Source organism: Alicyclobacillus sp. CIJ1 (assembly GCF_057538885.1).
The window spans coordinates 159,510-183,846 of the sequence record NZ_BAAJPH010000143.1 but is presented as its reverse complement, the minus strand read 5'-3'; the positions used below and the strand labels follow the sequence as shown (position 1 = coordinate 183,846).

General features: G+C 64.0%; 25 protein-coding genes. 7 read left to right on the top strand and 18 right to left on the bottom strand.

Annotation, left to right across the window (positions count from 1 at the left end; translation table 11 throughout):
* Positions 1-30 precede the first annotated feature (30 nt).
* Both AC27E8_RS13925 and AC27E8_RS13920 read right to left on the bottom strand, forming a co-directional pair.
* On the bottom strand, positions 31-1,074 hold the full coding sequence (locus tag AC27E8_RS13925; protein ID WP_487099875.1) for a hypothetical protein: 1,044 nt from the start codon (positions 1,072-1,074) through the stop codon (positions 31-33).
* A complete protein-coding gene (locus AC27E8_RS13920; RefSeq protein WP_014463845.1) occupies positions 1,061-1,618 on the bottom strand; it encodes a sigma-70 family RNA polymerase sigma factor in 558 nt (185 codons plus the stop codon). Before AC27E8_RS13920 ends, AC27E8_RS13925 begins: the two co-directional genes overlap by 14 nt.
* Before the next feature lie 202 nt (positions 1,619-1,820).
* Between AC27E8_RS13920 and AC27E8_RS13915 the strand changes: the two genes are divergently transcribed.
* The gene (locus AC27E8_RS13915; RefSeq protein WP_487099874.1) at positions 1,821-2,894 is read left to right on the top strand and encodes a quinone-dependent dihydroorotate dehydrogenase; all 1,074 of its coding nucleotides are present in this window, start codon (positions 1,821-1,823) and stop codon (positions 2,892-2,894) included.
* A 43-nt stretch (positions 2,895-2,937) separates the two neighbouring features.
* Here AC27E8_RS13915 and fabI read toward each other — a convergent pair whose 3' ends face one another.
* The gene (fabI, locus tag AC27E8_RS13910) at positions 2,938-3,720 is read right to left on the bottom strand and encodes an enoyl-ACP reductase FabI (RefSeq protein WP_014463843.1); all 783 of its coding nucleotides are present in this window, start codon (positions 3,718-3,720) and stop codon (positions 2,938-2,940) included.
* A 187-nt stretch (positions 3,721-3,907) separates the two neighbouring features.
* Here fabI and AC27E8_RS13905 point away from each other — a divergent pair, with 187 nt between their 5' ends.
* A complete protein-coding gene (locus AC27E8_RS13905) occupies positions 3,908-4,522 on the top strand; it encodes a superoxide dismutase (protein ID WP_041695045.1) in 615 nt (204 codons plus the stop codon).
* Positions 4,523-4,635: 113 nt separating this feature from the next.
* The gene (gene iadA / locus AC27E8_RS13900) at positions 4,636-5,970 is read left to right on the top strand and encodes a beta-aspartyl-peptidase (RefSeq protein ID WP_487099873.1); all 1,335 of its coding nucleotides are present in this window, start codon (positions 4,636-4,638) and stop codon (positions 5,968-5,970) included.
* A 16-nt stretch (positions 5,971-5,986) separates the two neighbouring features.
* Here iadA and folE read toward each other — a convergent pair whose 3' ends face one another.
* The gene (gene folE, locus AC27E8_RS13895) at positions 5,987-6,550 is read right to left on the bottom strand and encodes a GTP cyclohydrolase I FolE (RefSeq protein ID WP_487099973.1); all 564 of its coding nucleotides are present in this window, start codon (positions 6,548-6,550) and stop codon (positions 5,987-5,989) included.
* Between the two features lie 106 nt (positions 6,551-6,656).
* Positions 6,657-7,841, bottom strand: coding sequence for a hypothetical protein (locus AC27E8_RS13890; protein WP_487099872.1), 1,185 nt, complete (start codon positions 7,839-7,841; stop codon positions 6,657-6,659).
* A gap of 131 nt (positions 7,842-7,972) precedes the next feature.
* On the opposite strand from AC27E8_RS13890, the gene AC27E8_RS13885 reads away from it, so the two are divergent.
* Complete coding sequence (locus AC27E8_RS13885; RefSeq protein ID WP_487099871.1) at positions 7,973-8,674, top strand: SGNH/GDSL hydrolase family protein; 702 nt, start codon at positions 7,973-7,975, stop codon at positions 8,672-8,674.
* 192 nt (positions 8,675-8,866) lie between these two features.
* On the opposite strand, the gene AC27E8_RS13880 is transcribed toward AC27E8_RS13885, so the two are convergent.
* From AC27E8_RS13880 to AC27E8_RS13870, 3 genes are all read right to left on the bottom strand, one after another.
* Positions 8,867-10,402, bottom strand: a complete 1,536-nt coding sequence (locus tag AC27E8_RS13880; RefSeq protein ID WP_487099870.1) for a recombinase family protein — start codon at positions 10,400-10,402, stop codon at positions 8,867-8,869.
* Entirely contained in the window at positions 10,402-10,557 is a 156-nt protein-coding gene (locus tag AC27E8_RS13875) for a hypothetical protein (protein WP_193352817.1), read from the bottom strand. Before AC27E8_RS13875 ends, AC27E8_RS13880 begins: the two co-directional genes overlap by 1 nt.
* 72 nt (positions 10,558-10,629) lie before the next feature.
* Positions 10,630-11,262: a DedA family protein gene (locus AC27E8_RS13870; RefSeq protein ID WP_487099869.1), complete on the bottom strand. Its 633-nt coding sequence runs from the start codon at positions 11,260-11,262 to the stop codon at positions 10,630-10,632.
* 43 nt (positions 11,263-11,305) lie between these two features.
* Here AC27E8_RS13870 and AC27E8_RS13865 point away from each other — a divergent pair, with 43 nt between their 5' ends.
* Complete coding sequence (locus AC27E8_RS13865; protein ID WP_014463833.1) at positions 11,306-11,845, top strand: sigma-70 family RNA polymerase sigma factor; 540 nt, start codon at positions 11,306-11,308, stop codon at positions 11,843-11,845.
* Between the two features lie 36 nt (positions 11,846-11,881).
* On the opposite strand, the gene AC27E8_RS13860 is transcribed toward AC27E8_RS13865, so the two are convergent.
* The 3 genes from AC27E8_RS13860 to AC27E8_RS13850 form a co-directional block, all read right to left on the bottom strand.
* Positions 11,882-13,117: a S1C family serine protease gene (locus AC27E8_RS13860; RefSeq protein WP_487099868.1), complete on the bottom strand. Its 1,236-nt coding sequence runs from the start codon at positions 13,115-13,117 to the stop codon at positions 11,882-11,884.
* Between the two features lie 75 nt (positions 13,118-13,192).
* Positions 13,193-15,139, bottom strand: a complete 1,947-nt coding sequence (locus tag AC27E8_RS13855; protein WP_487099867.1) for a dynamin family protein — start codon at positions 15,137-15,139, stop codon at positions 13,193-13,195.
* Positions 15,132-16,637, bottom strand: coding sequence for a dynamin family protein (locus AC27E8_RS13850; protein WP_487099865.1), 1,506 nt, complete (start codon positions 16,635-16,637; stop codon positions 15,132-15,134). The genes AC27E8_RS13855 and AC27E8_RS13850 overlap by 8 nt, the downstream gene beginning before the upstream one ends.
* A gap of 170 nt (positions 16,638-16,807) precedes the next feature.
* Between AC27E8_RS13850 and AC27E8_RS13845 the strand changes: the two genes are divergently transcribed.
* On the top strand, positions 16,808-17,179 hold the full coding sequence (locus AC27E8_RS13845; RefSeq protein WP_487099864.1) for a hypothetical protein: 372 nt from the start codon (positions 16,808-16,810) through the stop codon (positions 17,177-17,179).
* A 25-nt stretch (positions 17,180-17,204) separates the two neighbouring features.
* On the top strand, positions 17,205-18,260 hold the full coding sequence (locus AC27E8_RS13840; RefSeq protein WP_487099863.1) for a tetraprenyl-beta-curcumene synthase family protein: 1,056 nt from the start codon (positions 17,205-17,207) through the stop codon (positions 18,258-18,260).
* Between the two features lie 3 nt (positions 18,261-18,263).
* On the opposite strand, the gene folB is transcribed toward AC27E8_RS13840, so the two are convergent.
* The 7 genes from folB to AC27E8_RS13805 all read right to left on the bottom strand — a co-directional run bounded on the left by folB (position 18,264) and on the right by AC27E8_RS13805 (position 24,190).
* Positions 18,264-18,650 carry a dihydroneopterin aldolase gene (gene folB / locus AC27E8_RS13835; RefSeq protein WP_487099862.1) on the bottom strand — a complete coding sequence of 129 codons (387 nt, stop codon included), beginning with the start codon at positions 18,648-18,650 and terminating at the stop codon, positions 18,264-18,266.
* Positions 18,647-19,504 carry a YihY/virulence factor BrkB family protein gene (locus AC27E8_RS13830; protein ID WP_487099861.1) on the bottom strand — a complete coding sequence of 286 codons (858 nt, stop codon included), beginning with the start codon at positions 19,502-19,504 and terminating at the stop codon, positions 18,647-18,649. The genes folB and AC27E8_RS13830 overlap by 4 nt, the downstream gene beginning before the upstream one ends.
* 4 nt (positions 19,505-19,508) lie before the next feature.
* The gene (locus AC27E8_RS13825; protein ID WP_487099860.1) at positions 19,509-20,453 is read right to left on the bottom strand and encodes an RluA family pseudouridine synthase; all 945 of its coding nucleotides are present in this window, start codon (positions 20,451-20,453) and stop codon (positions 19,509-19,511) included.
* A 96-nt stretch (positions 20,454-20,549) separates the two neighbouring features.
* Positions 20,550-20,795, bottom strand: coding sequence for a NifU family protein (locus AC27E8_RS13820; protein WP_487099859.1), 246 nt, complete (start codon positions 20,793-20,795; stop codon positions 20,550-20,552).
* Positions 20,796-20,883: 88 nt separating this feature from the next.
* Positions 20,884-21,471, bottom strand: a complete 588-nt coding sequence (locus AC27E8_RS13815) for a GNAT family N-acetyltransferase (RefSeq protein ID WP_041695038.1) — start codon at positions 21,469-21,471, stop codon at positions 20,884-20,886.
* A 66-nt stretch (positions 21,472-21,537) separates the two neighbouring features.
* Positions 21,538-22,020, bottom strand: coding sequence for a hypothetical protein (locus AC27E8_RS13810; protein WP_487099972.1), 483 nt, complete (start codon positions 22,018-22,020; stop codon positions 21,538-21,540).
* Between the two features lie 52 nt (positions 22,021-22,072).
* Entirely contained in the window at positions 22,073-24,190 is a 2,118-nt protein-coding gene (locus tag AC27E8_RS13805; protein ID WP_487099858.1) for an ATP-dependent helicase, read from the bottom strand.
* Between the last annotated feature and the right edge of the window lie 147 nt (positions 24,191-24,337).

Genomic DNA, 24,337 nt, shown 5'->3' with positions numbered 1-24,337 from the left:
CGGGTGGCTCAGGGGATCCGGCGAACCCGCTTAACCTTGGGGAACCAGTGGAGCGTTCACCAGGACAACATGACACACGCGGCTGAAAAAGTCGGTTCCCTTCGTCGACAACACGCGGAACTCCACGCGCACGCGTTCCCCTGGTTTCAGCACCGTGGGCCACGAGACGCCCGGCAACTCCGGCGTCACATGAAACAGGAACCGGACCGCCGATGGACTGAAAAAGGTATCTGACGTGCCTTCAGAAAACCAGATGACCGCCCGCTCGTCGGCGAGATGGACGTCTCGAGATGCGCGGTTCACGAGTGTAGCGTACACGTCCGCGGACTGCCACGTTGCACCTGGTCCACCCGCCACTGGGAGCACCTGAATATCCTCCACGCGAACCGGCGCCTCGTTCCACACAAGATTGGCAGCGTCAGCGGAAGCGGGCCGGCTGTAAAAAAACCGAAGATGGGGAATCTCCGCAAGCGCCTGCGACGAACCAGCATGGGGTCCGGATGGATGAAATCCCCAGGTCACCGTCTGCCCTGGCTTCAATCCTTGAGCAGGCGCGTTGACGAAGGTCAGCCAGTTCTCATCGCCACCGCCCGGCGGCGTGAACCAGAGCACGCCCATCACGTCGGGCTCATACAGCGTCTCATTCGAGGTGTTTCGCAGTTCAGCCAGCACACACGAGTCGACGGGTTCGCCTGGCAAGGTGCCGATGCGTACGTTGAGCACCTGAATCGGCGCGTACGCGAGTCCGAACCCTTGAACCACGGTGTGGACAAGGACACGGGAGTGAACAGACGGTCTCGACGTCTGGGCACCCGTCATCCATTGGAGCGGCGTTTTCGGCCACGCCACCACAAGGCACAAAAGTGCCACAGCCACGCTCGCCACCCACAGCGCAGCCGAGGACATCAGGCGGTTGCTCTTGCGCGTTGCCGGGCGAGGCGAAGATTTTCCCTGGGCGGACGCCGCTGCCCGGAGCACGCGCGCCTTCAGTTCCTCTCGGAACGGCACAGGCTCGCGTTCTCGATAGGCGCGCCGGATCCTCGCCTCCAGCTCGTCATCGTCACGCGTGGTCAACGCCCATCCCTCCCTGCTCGGCGAGCGCCCGCTCGAGCATTTGCCGCCCGCGGTGCAGGCGCGTCCTCACCGTCTGGTCGCGAATCCCCAGGACCTGTGCGACTTCATGCGTCGTGAGATCGTTTCCGTAATACAGTTCCATCACCTCGCGATACGTTTCCGGCAGCGCCCGGATAGCCCGCCACACGGCATCGCGGGCCAACTTGTCCGCGACTACGTCGGCCGGATCGCACGGTTCGATTTCCCGAGCGAAGGCTTCACCTTCGTCGGCGAACTCGCGCCGTTCAGCGCCGGATCGAAGGACGTCCCGCGCGCGGTTGGCCGTAATGGACAAAAGCCACGTCTTGACGGACGATTGACCCTGAAATTCTCCATAGTGCTGCCACGCGCGCAGGAACACATCCTGAGCGATGTCTTCAGCCTTGTGAAAGTTGTGGACATACGAGTACGCCAGCCGGATCACGTCGCCGCCGTATAACTCCATCCACTCGGCGAGCAGCGCCGCGTCCTCCGCCGGCGTTTCCTTGCGACGCGCGTGCCTCATGCTCCAACCCCTTCAAATCTGGGTCCATTGAGTAGACGAACGAGGGACCGCTTGTGTGACAGCGCTCTAGTGGCCGGGGCGCCTCCCGCGGATTTGGACCGGTGAGGTGAACTCCAGGCGCCTGGATGCGTCGCCGTGCATCCCGCTTGCGATCATGGTACACTTGCGAACGACAATCGTCCGGCACAACGAGGGGGAGCGTATGTATTCCGCTGTCCGATCCATCCTATTTCGCCTGTCGGCGGAACGGGCGCACGAATGGACGCTCGCGGCACTTCGCCGCGTCCCGTCCGCCGCAGGGTGGTTTGGCCCGCGCGTCCAAGCGTCCGACCGCCTGTCGCAGACGGTGCTCGGCCTTCCGTTTCCGCATCCCATCGGACTGGCAGCAGGGCTCGACAAGAACGGCGTCGCGATTCCGGCTTGGTACCGGATGGGCTTCTCCTTTGTCGAAATCGGCACGGTGACGCCGAGACCTCAGCCCGGAAACCCCAAGCCCCGCCTCTTCCGCCTCATTCAGGACGAGGCGCTGATCAACCGAATGGGATTCAACAACGAGGGGGCCGCGGCAGTCGCCAGGCGCCTTGCCCGGGTGCGGGAGGCCAGCACAGGCGGCATTCTGGGCATCAATATCGGAAAGAACAAAGACACCCCCAATGCCATCGCGCATGAGGACTACCGCGCGGCACTCGAGCAAGTGGCGCCCTTCGCCGACTATTTGACCATCAACGTGAGTTCGCCGAACACCCCGGGGCTGCGCGAGCTCCAGTCGGAGGCTTTCATTCTAGACCTGTTGCACGCCATCGAGCCCATACGGAGCCAGTATCGTCTGTCGATCTGGGTCAAGCTGGCCCCGGACCTTCCCAACGACGAGATCGAGCGCATCGTGGACGCGTTGGCCACGTCGCCGTTTCGGGACCACCTGGGGCTCATCTGCACCAACACCACGGTCCAGCGGCCGCCGCTTTCCGGGCCGCATCGAGACGAGGCGGGGGGCCTGAGCGGACGCCCGCTGGCGGCGCGATCGACCGAAGTGGTGCGCATCGCGGCGCGGGCGGCGCAGCGACGGGTGCCCATCATGGGATCCGGCGGCGTGTTCACCGCGGAAGACGCGTACGAGAAAATCCGGAACGGCGCTTCGCTCGTGCAGATCTACACGGCCCTCATCTACCGAGGGCCAGCCGTGGTGGGAGAACTCGTCCGCGGGCTCGACGCGCTCCTTGCCCGCGACGGGTTCGCCAGCATCGCAGACGCGGTGGGGGTAGACATCGAGGAATGAGAGGCGCGGGCGTGCGGGGAGTCGCGATCCCCGCACGAGTCCGTCAAATGCCGACAATGTGATAGCCACCGTCGACGTGAATGACTTCGCCTGTCACGCCGCGGGCGAGATCGCTCAAGAGGAACGCGGTCACGTCGCCGACCTCTTCGGCGGTGATGTTCCGCTTGAGGGGGGCGCGCTCCTCGACGGCGTGCAGCACCTCGTTAAAGCCGCGGACGCCCTTCGCGGCTAGCGTGCGAATGGGCCCCGCCGAGATGGCGTTCACCCGGATGGCGTTTGGGCCGAGATCGCGCGCCAGATACCGCACCGAAGCCTCGAGGGCGGCCTTCGCCACGCCCATCACGTTGTAATTGGGAACCGCGCGCTCAGCCCCCAAATAGCTCATGGTGACGATGCTGCCGCCGCGCTTCATGAGCGGGCGCACAGCGCGCGCGACAGCAACGAGGCTATAGGCGCTCGTCTCGAGGGCGAGATCGAAGCCCTCGCGCGGCGTATCGACAAACTCCCCCTGGAGATCCTCGACGCGCGCATGCGCGATGGAGTGGACCAGCCCATCGAGGCAGTCGGTCTCGCGCGCAATCTGGGCAAACGCCTCCTCAAGCGAAGCCTCGTCCTGCACGTCGCACCGGACGATGAGCGGCATCTCGCCACCAAACGCGTCCTGACACAGCCGCTCCAATTCGCGGCCGGCGCGGTCGCTTCGATAGGTGAAGATGAGCTTCCCGCCCAACCGGCGGACCGATTCAGCCACCGCCCACGCGATGGAGCGGCGATTGGCGACGCCCATCACGGCGATGGTCTTGCCTTCCAGAAGGTGCAACCTCATCTCCCTTTCCTGCTACGACATCTCCATTCATGTATACCATCCCTGCGTGCGCTCCGTAAACTGGACGCGCGACGTGCAGGCGGCGCGGCGCGAAGATCCTCAGATTTCCTCCTCATCTGGAATTGTGGACAGACATGCGCTACAATGGGAGCGGATCATGAAAATTCGTAAGGAGGTTGAGCTGCGCATGCCACATCAACTCCCACCGCTTCCCTATGCGTATGATGCGCTCGAGCCGCACATCGACGCGGCGACCATGAACGTTCACTACAATGGCCACCACGCGGCGTACGTCAACAACCTGAACAAGGCGCTTGAGGGCCATCCGGATCTCGAATCCAAGACCGTGGAACAACTCATCAGCAACCTGGACGCCGTTCCGGAGGATATCCGCACCGCGGTTCGCAACAACGGCGGCGGTCACGCCAACCACAGCCTGTTCTGGCCGCTTCTCTCGCCAAACGGCGGCGGCGAGCCGACCGGCAAGCTGGCGGACGCTATCCGGGAGACGTTCGGCAGCTTTGAGTCCTTCAAGGAACAGTTCACGCAGGTCGCCACGGCTCGCTTCGGAAGCGGCTGGGCCTGGCTCGTCCTCGACAACGGCAAACTCGCCCTGATGAGCACCGCGAACCAGGACAACCCCCTCATGGAGGGCAAGAAGCCCATCCTCGGCCTCGACGTATGGGAGCACGCGTACTACCTGAAGTACCAGAACCGCCGTCCGGAATACATCAAAGCCTGGTGGAACGTCGTGAACTGGGATCAGGCCAACAAGAACTACGAGGCCGCGCTGAACGGCTGAAGCGGCTGGCAGAACCGCCCCAAGCGGGGCGGTTTTTTTTGACGCAAAGGTGCGCATAGCCCTCCACGATATGGAACATCCTACCATAGACCGTTCTCGACGAGGAGGTTGCTATGGCACCGCTGACCTTATTGAAGCGCGCGCACGTCTACGCGCCGGACGATCTCGGCATCCAGGACATCCTCCTTGCCGGTCGGCAGATTGCCGCCATCGAGCGCGACTTGCAGCTCACCGGCAACGTGCCCATCGACGTGATCGATCTCGACGGCCGGCCTACTTTCCCGGGCCTCATCGACCAGCACGTGCACATGGCGGGCGGCGGAGGCGAAGGCGGATTCCACTATCGGACGCCCGAGATCTCCCTGTCCCATCTCACTGTCGCGGGCGTCACGACGGCCGTGGGCGTGCTCGGCACCGACGGCGTCACGAGAAGCACCCGAGAACTTCTCACGAAGGCCTTCGCGCTGGACTTCGAAGGCATCACCACGTATATCTACAGCGGCGCCTATCAGGTCCCCACCCGGACGCTGACAGGGATGCCGAGGTCCGATCTCGTCCTGATTGAGAAAGTCATCGGGGTCGGAGAAATTGCCATCGCCGATTCGCGCTCGAGCCATCCCGACGAGAACGAGATTGCCGAACTGGTCTCGGAGGCGTACGTAGGTGGGCTGTTAGCGGGTAAGGCGGGCGTGGTTCACTTTCACATGGGCGACGAAGACGACCACCTGGATCTCTTGATCCGCGTCGCCAAGCGCACCGGCTTGCCCCGCTCCACCTTCGTGCCGACCCACCTGAATCGGAACCCAGGGCTTCTGGAGGCAAGCATCGAATGGGGCAAGCGCTACGGCATGTGCGACATCACGAGCGGCATTCGCCCGGACGCGCACGATCACGTCTCCGTCAAGCCTTCGAAAGCCATCGTGAAGTTGCTTGACGGGGGCGTGGAGCCGCATGTCATCACGATGAGTTCAGACTCCAACGGCTCTTCGCCCATCTTCGACGAGCGAGGCAAACTTGTGGCCGTCGGCATTGGCAGCATCGCGACACTGTGGGAGGAAACGGTCGATCTCATTCGGGAAGAGCACCTTCCCGCCTCCCTCGCCGTTTCGTTTGTGACGGCAAATGTCGCGCGGCTGCTCAAGCTTCGGCACAAGGGCCGATTGAGGGCCGGCTGCGACGCCGACCTCATCGTGTGCGACGACCAGTTTCGCATCGAGCGCGTCTACGCGAAAGGACGGCTCATGGTGGAAGGCGGAAAGCCCGTGGTGTTTGGGACATTCGAGGACGCGGGACGCGTGCCGGGATCGCCCGGGTCGAAGCCTGAATCGGGGCACGCAGGGGAACGCGCGGAGCGCGCGGCGCTCGGCCCCTCTTCCGACGATGAGGACGACTTTCCCAATCGCGACGAGCGCCAGAGTCGCTCCCGCAGGCGCCATCACTGCTGCTGAGGGGCCGAACGCGAGGTCACACGCCGAGGCGGATGAGATGCAGGACCTCTTCGCGCAGCCGCGCGTCCTCGTCGTATTTGCCGCGCGCGGCAATGGTCGTGGTGCGACTGCCTGGCTTGCGAATGCCGCGCATGCTCATGCACAGGTGTTCCGCGTCGATCACGACCAGCACGCCTTCCGCCTGGAGCGCATCCGACAGGGCGTCCGCAATCTCGTTGGTCATGCGTTCCTGGACTTGAGGCTTCTTGGCCACGACGTCCACGAGCCGCGCGAGCTTGGACAGCCCCGTCACGACGTTGTTATGCGGAAGATAGGCCACGTGCGCCGTTCCGAAAAACGGAAGCAAGTGGTGCTCGCACATCGAATAAAAGGGGATGTCCCGCACCAACACCACTTCGCCGTGTTCGACGTGGAACCGAGCCGACAATTCCTCCTGGGGATCTCGATGGAGCCCCGAAAAGATCTCCTGATACATGCGTGCCACCCGAGCCGGCGTGTCCACCAGTCCCTCCCGATCCGGGTCTTCTCCAATCGCCTCCAGGATCATGCGGACCGCCTGTTCAATCCGCGCCGTATCCATCGGCTTGTCCATGTGCAAAGACGCGTGTGCGCGCTCCGAGTCCACGCGAGATGTCGCCACACCTTTTCCTCCTCAAGTCGCCGCCCGAGAAGCCCGCAACCCGCCATCAGGCGGGCGGGCAGTCGATACCACTGTCGCGAAACTGGACGGTATTGTACAATCCGCCCCACGTCTTCACCTGGCTGACATAGGGGGCGGCTGGGCAGCCGGCGTAATACGCGATGTAGCCGCGGATGTTCGTGCCGTTCACCATAGGGCGATTGCCTGCGATGGGCGCGATGGCGATAAAACACGGCAGCTCGACGGTATGGAGATCATACGTCACGTACTGCCACTGATTGACATAGAAGGCCGGCTGCAGGCGAGCCGAGACGCTTTTCACACCTGCGACGAACCCCTGGATGAACGACTGGAACTCCGCCGCCGTCGACGCAGGATTATTGTATCCCTCCGGATCCAAAATCACAAAGTCGGGTCTGCGCGAGCCGGGATACGCCTCGATTTGAGAGGCGGCGTAGGCTCCGGCCTGGTAGCCGGCCTCGTAGAATGTGCTCCCGGCCGCCGGCCAACTCACCGTCCAGAAGGAGAGCCACCACGCGGGATGGTTGGTCGCGGCAAACGCCCGCGCAATGTTCACGTCAGGCTGCGATGCGATGACCCGCGTGTAGGGAGCGGTCTCGGTGCCAAGCCCCGCCGTGGTGGCGACGCCCGGCCATCCCTGCTGAAACGCCTGCAGCACCTCCTGCTCGGTCGCGAACGCCGCGTACAGACCGACCGACGGCGTAGACACGCTGGGAGACGGGTCGGCCGCTTGCGAAACCGAGACGCCCACCACGTGCGGTGAACTCCCGGTCACGCACACGCGCTGTGGAACCTCCTGCGCCGGCAGCGAAGGATAGCCGCGCGGAAACGCGCCGTGCACGGCGTAATACGACAGCATCACGGCGAGCGTGAGGCTGTCGAGGGCCGTGTAACCGGCCGCGTTCACAAACGCGTTGGCCCGCGCCGCCTGCACGCCCTGTCCCGCGGGCTCGACGGTGAACGGCGTGTGGCCCGCGGGCATGGCCGCCGGATTGGACCAACCACACGGGTTGTAGTAAAGCGCATAGAGCGCCGCTCCGCCGACCGCGATGACGAGCGTGGTGTCGTCCGCGCATTTGGACCATGCGGTTTGAAAATCACCGGTGCACTGGCTGTACGGAATGCCAGCGACGTCGGCCGCGGCATAACACTTGACGAGATCGCCCTGGGTCGCGGCGTACAAGAGCACTTGTTCGGGCCGTACGGTCACGTTCTCCTCTCCTCACGCACCAAATGTGGCAAAGACCCACTCGTTTTGCGCGGCGTCAGCATGGAATGAAGTTGCGATGGTTCATTGTATGCCGACGCCCCTTTCGCTTGCGGGCGCTGGCCAGGGAGTGGATGAGCGTGATCGTGCTCCATTTGGGCGACTCCATCGCGTACGGGGAGTGCGCGTCTCGGCCTACCCGCGCCTATCCCCAGGTGGCAGCGCGTGCCCTTGCGGCCGAGGTACGCGCGCCGGTGGAAACGCGCGTGGTCGCGCAGCCTGGATGGACAAGTGCGGATCTCGCGGCTTCCGTGGAGGCGGACAAACAGGCACTTGCGAGCGCAGACGTAGCCGCCGTCCTGGTTGGCGGGGACGATCTCGTCCAGGCGGCCGTCACCGCTCTCTCCGAAGGCCACCTGCACCGCCAGCTTCGCGCAGCTTACCAGCGCTATGCAGGCGATCTCGCCTTCATCGCGGCCTCCTGCCGCCGGCACGGCGTGCCGCTCGTGTTGTGCACGCTGTACAATCCCTTTCCGCACTCGCCTCTCGCCGCGTCCGCCATCCGAGGCTTGAACGGCGTTGTGACCCGCGTGGGCGCCCGCTTGGGCGCCTTCATCGCTCCGGTGGATGCGTGGTTCGCAGGCCGAGAGCCGCTCCTCATCGCGGGATACCGCACAGGCCGCCTCGACGACGTCCTCGCGGGCGGCCGCGCGCCGGTGCATCCGAACGATCTCGGCCATCAGGTGATTGGGCTTGGACTGGCCGCGTACATCTCACCCCTTGCGGCCATGCGACATAGGCTAGGAAGCACGGCCGTTTGGCACAGTCGGAGGTGAGTCCCCGTTGTTCAAGCATTCCCTGCTCTCCGGATCGGCCGACGACTTTGTGCTGGCGTCGAGCTTTGCCAGCCAGTCATTTCCGCAGCCGTTGTCCAAGGAGGACGAGGCCAAGTACTTTGAACTCTGGCGAAAATATCGGGACAAACAGGCGCACGATATCCTCGTCGAGCACAACCTCCGCCTGGTCGCTCACGTCGCCAACGTGTCGTCGACGCCGAGACCCGAATCATCACTCATCCGGGCGACTAGCGTGAGGACAATCTCGCCGCCCGAGGCGTCGATCTCGACGCGTGACACCGCCGCCTCGAGCCACAACCTCCGCAACTCGACACCTTCGTGCGTTTCAAGCGCCGCCCAGAGCGCCTCCCGCGCCTCCAACCGATGTCGCCGCGCATGGCACATCCGACAGGCCTCGGCGCGCCCCTCTCGCAGGCGCCGAGCCTCCTCCGCCATCGCGCGCAGGGCCTCGCTCCGGTCCAGATAACCACGCAGATATAACTCCCTCGCGCGATGCCGCCGCTCTGCCGCGGCGCGCATCTCTCTGCGGAGGCGCGCCACGTCCTCCATCAGCGGGTCACCCGGGCTCGCGCCAGCCGTGATGTCCTCCTTCGTGATCCAAGCGCGCATGCGCCGCACCAGCTCGCGCCACACCGCCTGCTCAATCTCGTCTGCGGGCACCCGCGCACAGCCATACGCGCAAGGGTCGGTCCCTCGCTCCCCCGGCGGGCGCCGAAACTTGCGCACGATCCCGCCTGCCGTCCGACATGCCTCGTGCCGCCATGCGCGTTGACAGTGCGCGCACACGAGTTTGCCCGATAAAAACGTGTGCATCGACGTTGAACCGCCTCGCGGACCGCCCTGCTTGCGCAGCTCGACCGAGCGCGCGAGCTCCGGACTGACTACGGCCGGCACCGACACGGCAATCCATTCGCTTGGATCCCGCACTGCCACGACCTGCCGGCCTCGGCCGCGGCGGGCGCCTCTCACGCCGTGCCGTTTGGACGTGCACCTGCGGTTGTAATACCAAGTACCTTGATACACAGGGTTTTCGAGGATCCTCGCCACTGTGCTGTGGTGCCAGCGCGCCGCCTGGCGCGTCTTCGTCGGCACCCCCATGGCGTCGAGCCGCTCGGCGATGGCCCGAAGGCTCAGGCCGTCGATCCCGTACCATTGATAGATGAGCCGGACGACTTCGGCCTCTTCGGGTACCACGACGTACCGCCCGCCCTCGTAGCGATAGCCGTACGGATCCACCCCGGATGGCATCACTCGGCCGCCCCGAACCGCCTTCAGTTTTCCCGCCAGCGTGCGCCGCCGAATTTGCCGGAGTTCATACTCGGCGATGCTCGAGATGACGTGGAAGAGAAGCACCGCTTCGTCGGACTCATCCCAGTTCGGCACATCGACGAAGTGGAGCTTCACACCGCACGCGGATAACTCCCGCACCACAATCGCCTTGTCGGCCACGTTGCGCGACAGGCGGTCGGGATGTTTCACGACGACGCGATCGACAAGCCCGCGCCGCACGTCGTCGAGGAGTCGCATCAGTTCCGGTCGGTCCATGTCCTCGCCCGATCCGCCCGCTTCCTCGTAGAGGCGGATGTCGCGCGGAGCCACCCCAAGGGACAGGGCGTACTGCACGCACGCCTCCCGCTGGACCTCAAGCCCATGCCCAGCCTGCGCCTGGTGTTCGGTCGACACGCGCGTGTAGATGGCGGTCCACATCAGGCGCCACCCCCGGAGGTCGAATGTCCCGTATGCCTGAGCGTGTCGGACATCGCCAGCCACGTCTGCGCCCACAGGCGCGCAAGTCGAGCAGGATCCGGCTCGGTCATCTCACCTGCTGCCCAACGCCAGATCACGCGAATAGGCCGCTGCACGAAGAACACCCCCCACTCGCATGTATGCGGATGGAGAGATGTCCTACGACAGCGGCCCGTTCGAGCGCGAGATCAGCGCTCGGCACCGTCCCCTTTGGCATTCGGCGCCGACCCATGCATCTTTTTACGCTCCCACCTGCGAAACGCGATGAAAAGCGCCACGAGGATGGCGGCGAGGAGGGCAGCCAGCCAGAGGTGATGCTTGAGGAACGGCCAGTAGCGGCTCACTTCTTCACCAATGTACTTCCCTGCGATGATGAAGGCGCCCGACCACACGACGGCGGCGATGGTGTTCACAGTGAAAAACTTTGCGGGATTCATGCGATTGATGCCCGCCAGGTACGGCACGATGATTCGCACGCCCGCGATAAACTTGGCGATGAAAATCACGGCCAACTCGTAGCGCTGGAAGCGCTCGTTGACCATGTCGAGCTTCTGGTCCGTGATCCCGACGTACTTGCCGAAGTACAACACGACCGGGCGTCCCAGAAACCAGCCGATGAAGAAGGCCACGGCAGAGCCGACGAGGTTGCCGAGGCACCCCATCAACCAAAGAGGAACCAGATGAAACACGCCCTTGGACCATTCGATCCCGGCGAGTGTCAGCGTCGTCTCAGCCGGAAACGGAAATCCGATGGCCTCGACGAAGATGATGAAAAAGACGCCCGCATAGCCGTAGTGCTGAATGATCTCCTGGAAATGCACACACTCGCCTCCACGATGGCCCAACCGCGGCGATGTCGACGACGTGAAGAAGTTTGATACGTCCGGGATCGATCAGGATGACCTGATTTCCATCGGCACGGTCGGCTTGATTAAAGCTGTGGACACGTATCAGCCGTCCAAAGGGACCAAATTCGCGACCTACGCGGCGCGATGCATCCAAAACGAGATTCTGATGCAACTGCGCGCCCAGCGAAAGTCGCGCAAGGACGTCTCCCTGTACAGCCCCATCGGGACGGATAAGGAGGGGAACGAGATCACCATCGGCGATATCCTGTTTTCCGAGAGCGACTCCACGGAGGACGAGGTATCTCGCCGGATGGAACTCAACACCATGCGCCAATTGCTCGACGTCCTCGACGAGCGCGAGCGCAAGGTGATTGAACTCCGGTTTGGCCTCGCCGACGGGCGCGAGTGGACCCAGAATGAGGTGGCCGACTCGCTCGACATCTCCCGATCCTACGTGTCGCGACTGGAAAAACGAGCGCTGCTCAAGATGTTTCACCAGTCGCACGTCGCCAAGGAGCGCAAGCAGGCCATTCGCAACGCTCGCCTTCAGCCGTAACTTCAGCCGTAAGGACGACCCGCACGGCCGTCCGGTTCACGGATTTTGCCCGGACGGCCACGTCCCGAGCGTCACGCGCACATAAAGGGTCCTTCCGCCGCGCAGCACCGTCAGGACCACCGTCTGGCCCGGATCGTCCTGGTTGATGTACTGGGTCAACTGCTCAATGCTCGACACCGACCTGCCGTCGATCCCGATGATGATGTCGCCGTTGCCCTTCAATGCGGCGTAGGGATTGGCCGACTGGCTCAGGCTGTTGAGCTTCGCCGCGTTGGAATCCCCGCGCAACCCCGCCTTGGCCGCAGGGCCGCCCTGGGCCACCTCGGTCACGTACACCCCCGATGAAACGGGCAGATGGAGCGCCTGCTGCATCAAGCTGTCGATGTCCATGCCCTCAATGCCGAGCCACGCGTGGGCAATCGGCTTGCCCGAGAGCAACTCCGGCTCCAACTGGATAAAGCGGTCGATGGGAATGGCAAATCCGATGCCGATGGATCCTTCGATGGGGCTCTCAATCAGCGTGTTGATACCCACGACCTGTCCGGCCGCGTTCAGAAGCGGTCCGCCCGAATTTCCCGGGTTGAGCGGCGCGTCCGTCTGGATCATTCCGTTCATGACGTGGCCGTTGGACTCGGACATCGAACGGTTCAGCCCGCTCACGATGCCGGAGCTCACGCTGGAGGTGAGCTCGAACGGATTCCCAATCGCAATGACCAGACTGCCAGGCTGAAGAGATTTCACCGACCCAAGCGGCAGCGGCTGCAGCGACTTCGGCGCAGGGATGCGCACGATGGCGAGATCGTCGAGTTGATCCGCGTCGATCACGCGGCCCACGAATTGCCGATTGTCACCAGACACCTGCACGGTGGTGGCTGAACCCACGACGTGTGCGTTGGTCAGGAGATCGCCATTGTGATCGATGAGAAAGCCGGTGCCGATATCTTCTTCGGCGTCGCTCGACGTCGGTTTGCCGCCGGACACGGCCGTGATGGTGAAGATGCTGTTTTTGACACGATTGTAGATCTGCGTCACGATGGTCGTGTCCTCGACGCCAGGGATGGGCGTGAGCGCACCGGATGTGCTCGTGGTGTTGCCCGTCTGAGGAGGGATGGACTCCACGGTCGTCTGGGAACGACCGCGCGTAAGCGCCGCGCCTGTCCAAATGCCGAGGATGTAGGAGATGGCGAGGAGCGCGATCCCGCCCGCAAGCCACATGCCCCACCGCCTGTTCTCGCTCGGCCAATCCTCGTACTCCCAACGTCGACGCCGCATGGACAATCTCCCCCTTGGCAGGCCTTCTCGCTACTCCATTCTAACCATCCAGCACGTGGGCGACAAACCGAATCTTCAAGCGCTCATTCCTTCAGCGGACCGGAGCGATGCGAGGATGGCAGCAAGCCGATCCCGTTCGGCCGGATCGACGGGCTCGTCCAGATTAGCGGACAACGCATCGAGGGAAGCGGCGAGATCGCGATAAAATGCGCGCAACGACTCCACCAGAGCGACTTCGGCCCGCTTGGCCAAGCGCCCGCCGCTCTCATCCAGCTTCCTCTTCACCTGCTCCATCACGGCGGGCATCGCCGCGTCCATCATCGCCGTTTGCCCGCCCTCCTCGAAGAACTGCTTGGCGGAGCGAAAGTGACGGAAGTGCGGATGAAGCACGCGGTCATCGAAGGCGACGGCCTCGTCTGCGGCGTCCAAATCCAGCGATACGTCGGGATCCCGGATGGGGACGGCGTGGACAGGCCATTCTTCCGCGAGCCGCGCGGCCTCTTGGGCCGCTGCCTTGACCGCCAGTTGCTCCGCGCGGAGGGCGAAGGTCCGAAGCTCAATCTCGAGGCGACGGCCGATGGCCTCCGCAAACTCGCGCGCGGCTTCGCGAAGCTTGTCCTGCGGATTTCCGAGGCGGAAACGGCCGGGATGAAACGCCTCCCGGAACATGTCGCGATACGCAAAACGCACACGCTCGCCAGCGTGGAACAAAAGCTCCTGCAACTCCCGCTGAAGAGGCGGTACGGCCCGCGCCTCGACGGACGACGCCGCCTCGTCCACCAGCCCGCGGGCACGAGCCATCTCCGACCGCTGTCCGTCGCGCGCAGCTTCGTCGTTCGTGATGGCCAGCGTCACCTTTTCGAGGGCGGCTTCCACGTCGCGCACCAGGGCTTGGCGAGTCCGCTCGACGAGATCCAGCGCCAGCCGATCTGCCTCGCGCGTGCAGTAATCCACCAGGTCCGCTTCCAGCGCAGCGAGACCTGCGCGACGCTCGAGATGGACGATGGCTTCAGCGGTCGGCTCGAAATCACTTCGGCCTAGACGAGCGCGCGCAATCTCGAGCGCCACCTCGTCGTGGGGATCTGCAGCAAGCGCCCGGGCCGCAAGCGCGAGCTGCGCCGACACCGGGTACACCCGTGGCTCGCGCACGCCGAGCCTGCGCTCGTCCTGCTTCACTCGCTCCAACACAGCGTCGAGTTCTTCACGGCTTTCGGCGAGATCGACCGCGTTCACGACCGAAAACAGCTTGTTCGTTCCGGCGACATCCTGCACACCCGACAGCTGCAGCAGAAATTCCCGATCCGCCTGGCTGAACGCGTGCGTGTAGTACATGACGAAGACAATCGCGTCCGCCTCGCGCATGTAATGAAACGCGACGTTCGTGTGACGGCGGTGGATGGAGTCAACACCGGGTGTGTCCACGAAGATGAAACCGCGTTTGCCAAGCGGCGAATCAGCCCACACATCCACCTGGCTGACGTACGCCGCGCGCTTCTCGTCGGCGGAAAAATCGCGGAGCTCTTCGAGTGAAGCCTCCCACTGCTCGCCGATGCGGGTCCCCATGTCCGGATAGCCCTCCGCGAGCGCCTTTAAGAACCGTACGTGCCGCCTCAATTGAATGGGAAACTTGGCGGGCGACAGTCCGGACGCGACGCGAATCGCCTCTTCCAAATCGGCTGCAGTGAGCGAAAGGGCATCGAGCAGAGCCCGCACGTCCTGCCAGAGTTCGTCGCGAGACTTGGCCGTAATGCGCACAGACGTGCCGCGGCCGCCGCCAGGATGAATACTCGTGATGGCCGCCGTCGTGGGCTGCGGGGATACGGCGAGAAGCGGCCGACCCAGAAGCGCGTTCAAAAGCGACGACTTTCCTGCCGAAAACGCGCCGAACACCGCGATGGTGGTCGCCTTCTGCTCCAGTCGCTCGATGGCGCGGTCGAGCGGCCGCAGATCGACCCCCTCGACGCCTGCAACGAGCGAGCGCATCTCGCGAAGGCGCGATAGCGCGCGATCCCGTTCACTCACCGCGCGGCACCTCCCCTTGCGTCACCGCTGCGAGCGCGCTCTCGTACTCTTCCCCAAGCTCCACGTAGCTTCGCAGCACCTGACACGAGCGTTCGGCGGCGTCCCGCTCGGGGGCCCGCTTCTGCTCTTCCGTCTGCATTCGCTCCTCGACCGCTGCCGCAAGCGCCTCCGCAATCTCTTGAACCTGAGCTCGCATGTCGCGACGCACCCGGTCCTGCACATCCCGGACGAACTGATGCCCGTACTCCGCGGAGACGAGCGATCCCGGCTTCACGCACGCCTGAACGTACGCCGCGTCGACAGGTACGCGGAGTCCCTGACACCGCTCGATGAGCCGCTCTTCTGCGGCCGCCTGCAGGCCCACCTCGCGGATCTGCTGGGCCATCTCGGCGGAGAGCGGTCGCGTGAGGAAGTTCTCCACCTTCTCGGCGAGATCGTCCACAAACGCCAGCAACCTGGCCTCGCGCTCCGCCTCGGTTTTCTTCGCAGACCGAAACATGCCCACTTTAAAGTCGGCGCGCAGGCTGTCGACGTACCGCCGCCCCTTTTCCGCCGTGTCGTAGGGCGCGATTTGGGCGAGATCGACCGCCCGGAGCCAGCCGTCTCTCAGCGTTTCAACGAGCGCCTTCAGGCGCTGTCTCTGCTCCGCTTCCTCCTGCGCAAGCGCCTCGGCGCGGCGCTTGGCGTCCCAAAGCCACTCGCGGGCCTCGTCCAGGGTCTGCGGCGCGCGACCAAGGACCTCCTCGACGGCCTTCGCCCGCTTTTCCCATTCGAACTCGTAACAGGCGCTCACACCCTCCCGGGCCACCTCGATCAGCCTGCGGATCATCGGCTCGCCATCCGTGCCGAGCGCGGCTTCGGCGGTTGCGACGAGAAACGCACGCAGCTCGTCCAGTTGGCTGTGCGCCGAAGGCCTAACGGCCGTGAAAAACACCCGCGACGCATCCACACCGTAGTCAGCGGCGAGCTCGCGCACGCTCTCGGCGAACGCTTCAAATGGCAGTTCCGCCTCGAGGTGCTTGTCGACCTGGTGCACGATCAAAAGAAGTGGCTTGTCGCTCGCGGTGAACATCTGGAGCAACTCGAGATTCGCGTCGGCCTCGACGTGTTGGTAGTCGGTCACGATCGCGACGAGATCGGCCTGATACAGCGCATTCATGGTGGCTTCTCGGTGCCGCTCGTCCGTCGAATCGATGCCCGGCGTGTCAAGCAGCCGCAGCGTGCCGCCTTCGACTTCCACCTCGACGGCCTCCACCTCAGCCGTGGTCGGATTGGCGCCGGTCCTCAGGCGCTTGCCTGCCAGCGCGCCGACGAGGCTTGATTTTCCCGCGGAAAACAGCCCGCAGAAGGCTGCCGTGTAGGTGGTGACGGCCTCGCTGTCCGCCAGGATGCTGCGGATGCGGTCCGCATATCGAGACGCGCCCTTTGCCTCGAGCCAATCGGCCACCTCAAGGAACCGCTGCGCGAAGCGGGGCGCGGTCGTGCTCACACTCGACATCGCGGCTCTCCTCTCTCGCTGAAGTTCTCCAACCATGATACGTGAAATCCTCGCCATCTGCACGATGGCCCACACCTGCCCGCGCGTTTCCAGTTCAATACCCGGTAAACGCCGCCATCGCGCGGCGTGCCCGCGGAATAGGATCGGGATGACCGCGGGAGGTGATCGACGTGAAACTCGATTCCTTCATCAAGTTCGGCGGGCTCGCGTTCAACATCGCCCAGGACGAGAAGGTGCGCACGCTCTTCACCATGCTCCATCACGGCATGAAACGCAGGGGCCTCATTCCGCCGGCCACGCCGCCGGTGTATCATGCGCCGCTCCACCCGTACCATCCCGCGCACTGGCCGGTGCATCATCACGCCATCCCGTTTTCTCCGTACGCGCCTTACACCGCGCAGCAGCCCCCATCGCCGCCACAGTCCTCGACGCCTGCGCCCCAGAATGGCGCGAGCGTAAAATCGGAGACTTCGGGTACGATAGGAAGCGGAGGAGGCGCAGGATGGTTTCAGCAGCTCCTGGAACTGTTTGACCGCAGGTAAGGCGCCCCGGAACGGAGGATGAAGGATGCCAAACGGCTCCAAACTCACCCATAGCCAATTTCTCTACAGGCTGTTTCGCCGCGTGATGCCGCTCGTGCGCGCCGAGCTCGCCAGATGGCGCGCGCGAGCGGAGGCCATCCCGGACGAACTCCTGCGCGAACAGGCGCTCGCCAGCCTGCGAGATAAGCAGTTCCACGCCGACGGAGGGGCCGTCTACGCGGCCGCGAACCCGAAACACATGCCCCACCTCGTCCAGGCCATCGTGTCGCTCCAGACCATCAGCGACTACCTGGACAACCTGTGCGATCGCGCCGGCGTCTGCGATCCCGTCGCCTTTCAGATCCTTCATCGGAGCCTTCAGGACGCCGTCCATCCCGGCACACCCCCTTCGGACTACTATCGACATTACGCCTACCGGGACGACGGCGGATATCTCGAATCGCTCGTCCGAACCTGCCAGCAAGCGTTGGAACAGCTCCCGCATTACCGCGCGGTGGAATCTCAGGTGGACTGGTATGCCCGGCGGTACAGCGAGCTGCAGGAGCATAAGCACGCCCCGGTCGAAGAACGCGAACACCGGCTCCTGAACTGGTCCCGGCAGCATCTCGCCGGGTACCCAGGCGTCGCCTGGCACGAGTGGGCGGCCGCCACCGGATCGACCCTGGGCATGTTTGCCCTGTTTTTGGCCGCCACCGAACCCATCACGCCGGCCGACGTACAAAAACTCCACCAACAATATTTCCCTTACATCTGCGGCCTGCACATCCTGCTCGACTACTGGATCGACGCCCTCGAGGACGAGGCCCGCGGGGACTTCAACTTTGTCGCCTGTTACCGCGATCCGGCGCGTGCCTGGGAGCGGATCGAGCAATTCGCCGCCGAAGGCGTAGAACGAACCGAGGACATCCCGGGCGGCATCATTCACCGGTATGTCGTCCACGGGCTCATGGGCATGTATCTTTCGGATCCCAAGACGCGATCCGCCGCGCACCTTGCCGCCTCGCGCCGGCGGATCTATCGCTTCGGCGTGACCCCGATTCTCTTCTATTACGCGACGCACTTATATCGGCGCATGGCGTAGTCCCTAGCGCGTTCGGCGCACCACCGCGCGCACGGTCTCCATCGGCCCCGGCACGGGCGCTCCCGGCTTTTCGACGGCAACCTCGACGGCGCCCACCAGGGGGAAGGCGGCGAGCACTCGGCGCGCGATGCGCTCCGCCAGCGCCTCGATGAGCCGCACAGGCTCCCCCTCGACGGCCGCGCGCACCACGTCGTACACCGCGGCGTAATTGACGGCGTGGTCGAGATCGTCCTCCTCCCCGGCGCGGCGAAAGTCGCCGTGCATGTGGACGTCCACAGTGAAGCGCTGGCCGAGTTTCCGCTCCTCGGGATACACGCCGTGATACGCATAGAAAACCATGCCGACCAGACTCAGCTGGTCGGGAAACGCGCCATCAAACGCACGGGTCATGGCTCAGCACCTCCCGGATCTCCCCCCGCCTGCTCGAGCAGCCACGCGATCTCGGCGCCCAACAGCAGAATGATGAGCGCAATGTACATCCAGAAGATAAGCAGAATCACCACCGTCAACCCGCCGTACACCGCGTGATAGGTCACGGCGTACGCCGCGTACACGACGAAGAGCAACCTCGCGAGATCGAGCAGGACCGTGGCGGCCAGTGCTCCCAGGATGGTGCAGTTGAGGTTGACCCGCCTCGACGGGAGGTACCGGTACACGACGAAGCAGGTGACAAAGAGCGACAAGGGGTAGAGCACGCGCGTGACGCCCGAAAAACGGGTGAACGCGGTCACGAGCCACGTGCCCGCCGGAATGTGATGCACGACCCACGGGTAGATGGCCATCGCAAGCGCGGACACGACGGCCACGATGACCAGCGCCACGAGGAAGAGCGCTGCGATGGCGCGGCGGGCCAGGAATGACCGCGGTACGCCCACCTCGAAGATGCGGTCGAGCGCCTGCTGGACCGCGATGAGCGCGCTGGTGGCGGACCACGCCAAGGAAAGGAAGCTCACGAAACCAGCGCGGGCGCCGATGTCGCTCAGCTTGTTGAGACTATTCTCCAGCATCTGATTCGCGTTTTGCAGGTCAGGATAGTAGGGCCTGAGCGCGCCGAGCACCATCTCTACAATGATGCGATGCGGTACCACGAGGCTCGCCCCGTACATCACGAGAATGAGGAGCGGAAGAAGCGAGAACATCGCATAGAACGAAATCTGGGCGGCGAGCGACGTGATATCGTGCGCCAAGCAATTCGCGCCGAGCCGGCGCGCGAATGCCTGGGCCTGTTGAAAGCGGGTTCGCACAACGTCACTCCCTTTTGAGACAGTCGAGCGAAAGGCCCACGGCGGCGGCGAGCGCCTCCCATGCCGGCGGCAGGGGAGCGTACACCTCGACGTCCTCCCCCGTATAGGGGTGGCAAAATTGGAGCCGCGCGGCGTGCAACGCGAGTTGGCCTGGCGGAAGCGCCGGATGCGGCGCCCCGCCGTACAGTGTATCGCCGACTACGGGCGCTCCCATCGCCGACAGGTGAACGCGGATCTGATGTCTGCGCCCCGTCTCCAGGCGAAGCCTGACGAGCGTCCACCGCACGCCGCCCTGGATGGCCTCGTCCAACACGTCCACATGGGTGTGCGCGGCCTTGCCCGTCCGCGACACGCGGTATCGGCCCGACACGTGGCGATCCCGCCCAATGGGCGCGGACACCACCCCTGGTCGAATGCGAGCCCCGCACGCGACGGCGAGATACGTGCGCCGCACCCGCCCGGCGGCAAGCTCCGCGTCCATCGCGCGAAGCATGAGTCCATGCTTCGCGTAGAGCACGCAACCCGTGGTGCCGCGGTCCAGCCGGTGCACGTGATACGCGCGTCCCGCCCCTTCCTCGTTCAGGAATCGCTGCACGCACGCGTCGAGCGTCGGCGCGCCGCTTCCGTCGCTGTGGACGAGCAAATTCGCAGGCTTGTCCACGACCAAAAGACTGGAATCATTGTAGAATACTCGAATCGGCGGCAGCGTGGCGGGCGCCACGTCGACAGGATGTAGCTTTTCGTCGATCCACACCTGCGTGGGTCGATCCCACATCTCGAGATGGCCCGGTGCGCTGCCCCGCACGCGAACGGCCCCCTGCCGAAGCAGATGCCGAACGTGCGACTGCGGGACATGCAGCGCCTGGGAGAGCGCCTCCACCCAAGGCATCGGCCGAGGGGGCTTCGGCAGGGAGATCGAAATTCCCCCTGGGTTCACACGCACGTCCATGTCCGAATCCTCTTGTCATCCATTGTATCCCATCTGCCCGCGGTACAAAAAAACCGCCCTTGACCGGGCGGCGCCCATTCGGGCCACGGCGCGGTCTCAGACGGCTTCGACGTATTCCACGTCCGGCGCTACCTTCTTGACCGCGCGCTCAATCCCCATCTTCAACGTCATGACGCTCGCCGGGCAACCCACGCAGGCACCCTGAAGCGAGACGTAGACGGTCTTCGACAAGTCGTCGTACGACACAAATTCCACATCGCCGCCATCCTGCTGGATGGCTTCGCGAATGGACTCAATCGCTTCGCGAATGCGCGCTTCTGTGGAGGTCACGTCGTTCATCATGATCCATCCCTCCAATACGCTTTTAGCATACGCGCACACGCGACCGCGATGCAACCCACCTGTCCAAGCGAAGCTGGGTATCGTCGGATCAGAACGGCATGGCCACAGGCGGAAGGACGGGTCCCGAAGAGATGACCTTCCACAAGACGAGAGTCCTCGGCTCCATGCGCGCCACTTCGCGGAAGCCCAGCTGCTTGGCGAACGCGAGGCTCTTCGGATTCACGTCCTGGATAAACACCTCGAGCGTGTGCGCCCCCATGCGCTTGGCCTCGGCCTCCAGGTTCTCCATCGCCCTTCGGCCAATGCCCTTGCGCTGAAACTTCGAGTCAATCACCAGCGCACTCACATGCACTTTCCCTTCCGCACTGGGCAGGTACGAATAGAATCCCACGGGCCTCCCGTTTCGTTCGATCACGACCGTCGGCATGCCCGACTGAAGGTATTGGCGCAACTCCGCCTCGGGAAAGGGTTCGCCAAACGCCTGCTCGTGCACGTCGCCCAATTCCCGGCGAGCGAGTTGCACAATCCAGTCGTCGTCTTCGGGACGGCGAGGGCGATAGCGAACCTCTTCGGTGCCAGGCGGATGAGCCGGGTTCCGGCGCCCGCGGGCGTGTGCGTTGGAACGCGCGCGCGAACGCTTGGGGCCCGCGCGGCGGGGGCGGTTTCGATTCGGCATGATGTCGACCTCCCTTGGAGATGTCGACATCACACTATGCAAGTGCCCGCCCAATTGCGCGGCGGCTCAGTCCGGCTTGCGCCGCGCGAACGAGAACCGCCGAATGCCCTTTCCCCGACTCGCCGTTTCTTCCTGGCGCTTCCTTTCGAGCTCGCGCCGGCGCTTATTGGTGACCTCCCCTACGACATTGCCAATGAAGTCGCCCGCGATGTCCATGCGGTACTTCCGGTTGACCTCGATTTTGTCGTACTCCTCTTTGGTCGTGCGGAACGTCACGTTCGCCGTCCGATGCACGTGCAGGCCCTTCATGGTCTGCCCCAGCGTGACGCGTCCCACCACCTGGTACGTGGTGAGCGGCACGAAGCGCGCGATGCCCTGCTTGCCGCGTTCACGGACGCGCCGCTTCGAAAGAACGAACACTTCGAAGCGCTGCTTGTGCGCCAAAAACTGCTCGTCAAATTGGCGCTGGCGCTTGCGCGCCCAGAAGTAAAAGCCGGTGTATGCTGCGATCAACGCTGCGAGCACACTGAGGACGATGATCCAGTACATCAAAGCGGTAGCCCCCTGTGATGGCGAATCCAGCGGCGCAGATGCGCTCGTCTCATTGTACCACGACGGCGCCGTCCGTCCGTAATCCTTTCTTCGACACCCATTTCATCCCTATGGATGGATGGAACATCACTTGCACGCGTTCCTCTCCGGCGTGCGACTCGATGGAAAGCACAATGCCCTGCCCATGTTGCGGATGCACCACGCGATCGCCGGGGCGCAGAACCTCCGGCTCCAGGGCCTCGGCGAGATCGACGCGCACGACGAGTTCTTCGCGGATCTCGGCGAGGAATCGCGACGGCTCGCGCGCCACCGTCTGGCCGTACAGCGTGCGCCAGGCGGCATGCGTGAGCACGAGCCTGTCCATGGCGCGCGTCAGGCCCACGTAGCAGAGGTTGCGCTCCTCCTCGATGCGCAGCGGATCGTCGAGCGACCGCGCGTGGGGAAAAAGCCCCTCCTCCATGCCCACGAGGAACACCACAGGAAACTCAAGCCCCTTACTCGCGTGGAGCGTCATCAACCTGACGGATCCCTTGCCGCGATGGCGCTCCTTGTCGATATCCGAGAGCAGGCTCACCTCCGCGAGGAACTCCGCCACCGTCCCGCCCCGGCGCTCGTCAAACGATCTCGTCACGCTGAACAGCTCATCGATGTTCTCGACGCGGGCGAGGTCCTCCTTCTTTCCCGACTCAAGGTACATCTCGCGGTAGCGCGTGGCGTGCAAGACTTCCGCCAAAAACTCCGAGACGGCCATGCCCTCCATCCAGAGCGCAAGTTCCTGCAGCGAGGCGTGAAACTGGCGCGCGGCCTCCGCGGCGCGCTCAGACAGCCCAGCCTCCTCGCCGCGCGCAAGCGCCTCGTACAAGCTCATGCCCTCGGCGTGCGCGAATTCCAGCAGCTTGTCCACCGCCGTGTCGCCCAACCCTCGCTTCGGACGATTGATGATCCGAAGAAGCGAGATCTCGTCCTGCGGATTGACGAGGACCCGCAGATACGCCAGCACGTCTTTGACCTCACGCCGATCGTAGAAGGTCATCCCGCCCACCACGGTGTAGGGAATCGCGCGCTCAAGCAACTTTTCCTCTACGGCGCGCGACTGCGCATTGGCCCGATACAGCACCGCGCAGTCCTCGTACCTTCCCCCATTTCGCACGTGCTCCTCGATGGCCTCCGCCACGTATTGGGCTTCGGCCGCGCCGTCGGGCAGCCGCACGACTAGGGGCTTGTCGCCATGCCCGCGCGTGGAGCGAAGCTCTTTCGGCCGCCTCCGCGGATTGTGGGCAATCACGCTGTTCGCCGCGTCCAGGATCTCCTGCGTCGAGCGGTAGTTGCGCGTGAGCAACACGATCTTCGCGTCCGGAAAGTCCCGCTCGAACCGCAACATGTGCTCGCTGTCCGCGCCGCGCCAGGCGTAGATGGCCTGGTCCGCATCCCCCACCGCGCACAGGTTGCGGTGCTTCGCACAGAGAAGGCAAAGCAGGCGGAACTGGATGCCGTTTGTGTCCTGGTACTCGTCCACGAGCACATACCGGAACTTGTCCTGATATTTTTCACGCAGGTCGTCGTTTTGCTCGAGGAGCCGGACCGTGTGACCGATGAGATCGTCAAAGTCCATCGCATTCGCAGCGAAAAGGCGCTTATTGTAGAGCTCCATCACCCGATCCGCGATGAGATCCGACGGGTTGGACTCGTTGACGGCGCGCGTGGCGCCCTCGTTCTTCCATTGCGAGATGCGGTGCTTGATGGAGCGGGCGTCGTTCGTTTTGAGATCGTAGCCGAGATCGAGCAAGCACTGCTGGACCAAGGCCTCCTGGTCTTCGGCGTCGAGAATGGTGAAATTCGGCTGGTACCCGAGCCTATCCGCCTCGCGCCTCAGAATGCGGACACAGATGCTGTGAAACGTCCCCATCCAGAGATCGTCCGCGCGAGGGCCGATGAGATCGCGAATGCGCGCCTTCATCTCGCGCGCCGCTTTGTTCGTAAACGTGATGGCGAGAATTTCGTGCACCGCCACGCCAGCGTGCGCGATGAGGTAAGCGATGCGCCGCGTGAGCACGCTCGTCTTGCCGCTTCCCGCCCCCGCCACCACGAGGAGCGGACCGCTCGTGGTGGTGACGGCGTCCCGCTGCTCGGGATTCAGTCCACGTAGGATGTCCTTCACATCAAGCACAACGGCCGTCCCTCCCACACCGTGGCGTCAGCAAGATCAGAGACTACCACGTCGCAGCCCATCGAGAAACCCCAATGGGGATGTGCGATCCCGTCCATTCTGTTACGATTACGATGGACTCCAATCGAAACGAGAGGACAAGCCTCG

Bases quoted from the DNA above. Each gene is read 5' to 3' on its own strand.
- AC27E8_RS13920 (WP_014463845.1), bottom strand. From the start codon at position 1,618: ATGAGGCACGCGCGTCGCAAGGAAACGCCGGCGGAGGACGCGGCGCTG.
- AC27E8_RS13915 (WP_487099874.1), top strand. From the start codon at position 1,821: ATGTATTCCGCTGTCCGATCCATCCTATTTCGCCTGTCGGCGGAACGG.
- fabI (WP_014463843.1), bottom strand. From the start codon at position 3,720: ATGAGGTTGCACCTTCTGGAAGGCAAGACCATCGCCGTGATGGGCGTC.
- AC27E8_RS13905 (WP_041695045.1), top strand. From the start codon at position 3,908: ATGCCACATCAACTCCCACCGCTTCCCTATGCGTATGATGCGCTCGAG.
- iadA (WP_487099873.1), top strand. From the start codon at position 4,636: ATGGCACCGCTGACCTTATTGAAGCGCGCGCACGTCTACGCGCCGGAC.
- folE (WP_487099973.1), bottom strand. From the start codon at position 6,550: ATGGATACGGCGCGGATTGAACAGGCGGTCCGCATGATCCTGGAGGCG.
- AC27E8_RS13885 (WP_487099871.1), top strand. From the start codon at position 7,973: ATGAGCGTGATCGTGCTCCATTTGGGCGACTCCATCGCGTACGGGGAG.
- AC27E8_RS13880 (WP_487099870.1), bottom strand. From the start codon at position 10,402: ATGTGGACCGCCATCTACACGCGCGTGTCGACCGAACACCAGGCGCAG.
- AC27E8_RS13860 (WP_487099868.1), bottom strand. From the start codon at position 13,117: ATGCGGCGTCGACGTTGGGAGTACGAGGATTGGCCGAGCGAGAACAGG.
- AC27E8_RS13850 (WP_487099865.1), bottom strand. From the start codon at position 16,637: ATGTCGAGTGTGAGCACGACCGCGCCCCGCTTCGCGCAGCGGTTCCTT.
- AC27E8_RS13840 (WP_487099863.1), top strand. From the start codon at position 17,205: ATGCCAAACGGCTCCAAACTCACCCATAGCCAATTTCTCTACAGGCTG.
- folB (WP_487099862.1), bottom strand. From the start codon at position 18,650: ATGACCCGTGCGTTTGATGGCGCGTTTCCCGACCAGCTGAGTCTGGTC.
- AC27E8_RS13825 (WP_487099860.1), bottom strand. From the start codon at position 20,453: ATGGACGTGCGTGTGAACCCAGGGGGAATTTCGATCTCCCTGCCGAAG.
- AC27E8_RS13820 (WP_487099859.1), bottom strand. From the start codon at position 20,795: ATGATGAACGACGTGACCTCCACAGAAGCGCGCATTCGCGAAGCGATT.
- AC27E8_RS13815 (WP_041695038.1), bottom strand. From the start codon at position 21,471: ATGCCGAATCGAAACCGCCCCCGCCGCGCGGGCCCCAAGCGTTCGCGC.
- AC27E8_RS13810 (WP_487099972.1), bottom strand. From the start codon at position 22,020: ATGTACTGGATCATCGTCCTCAGTGTGCTCGCAGCGTTGATCGCAGCA.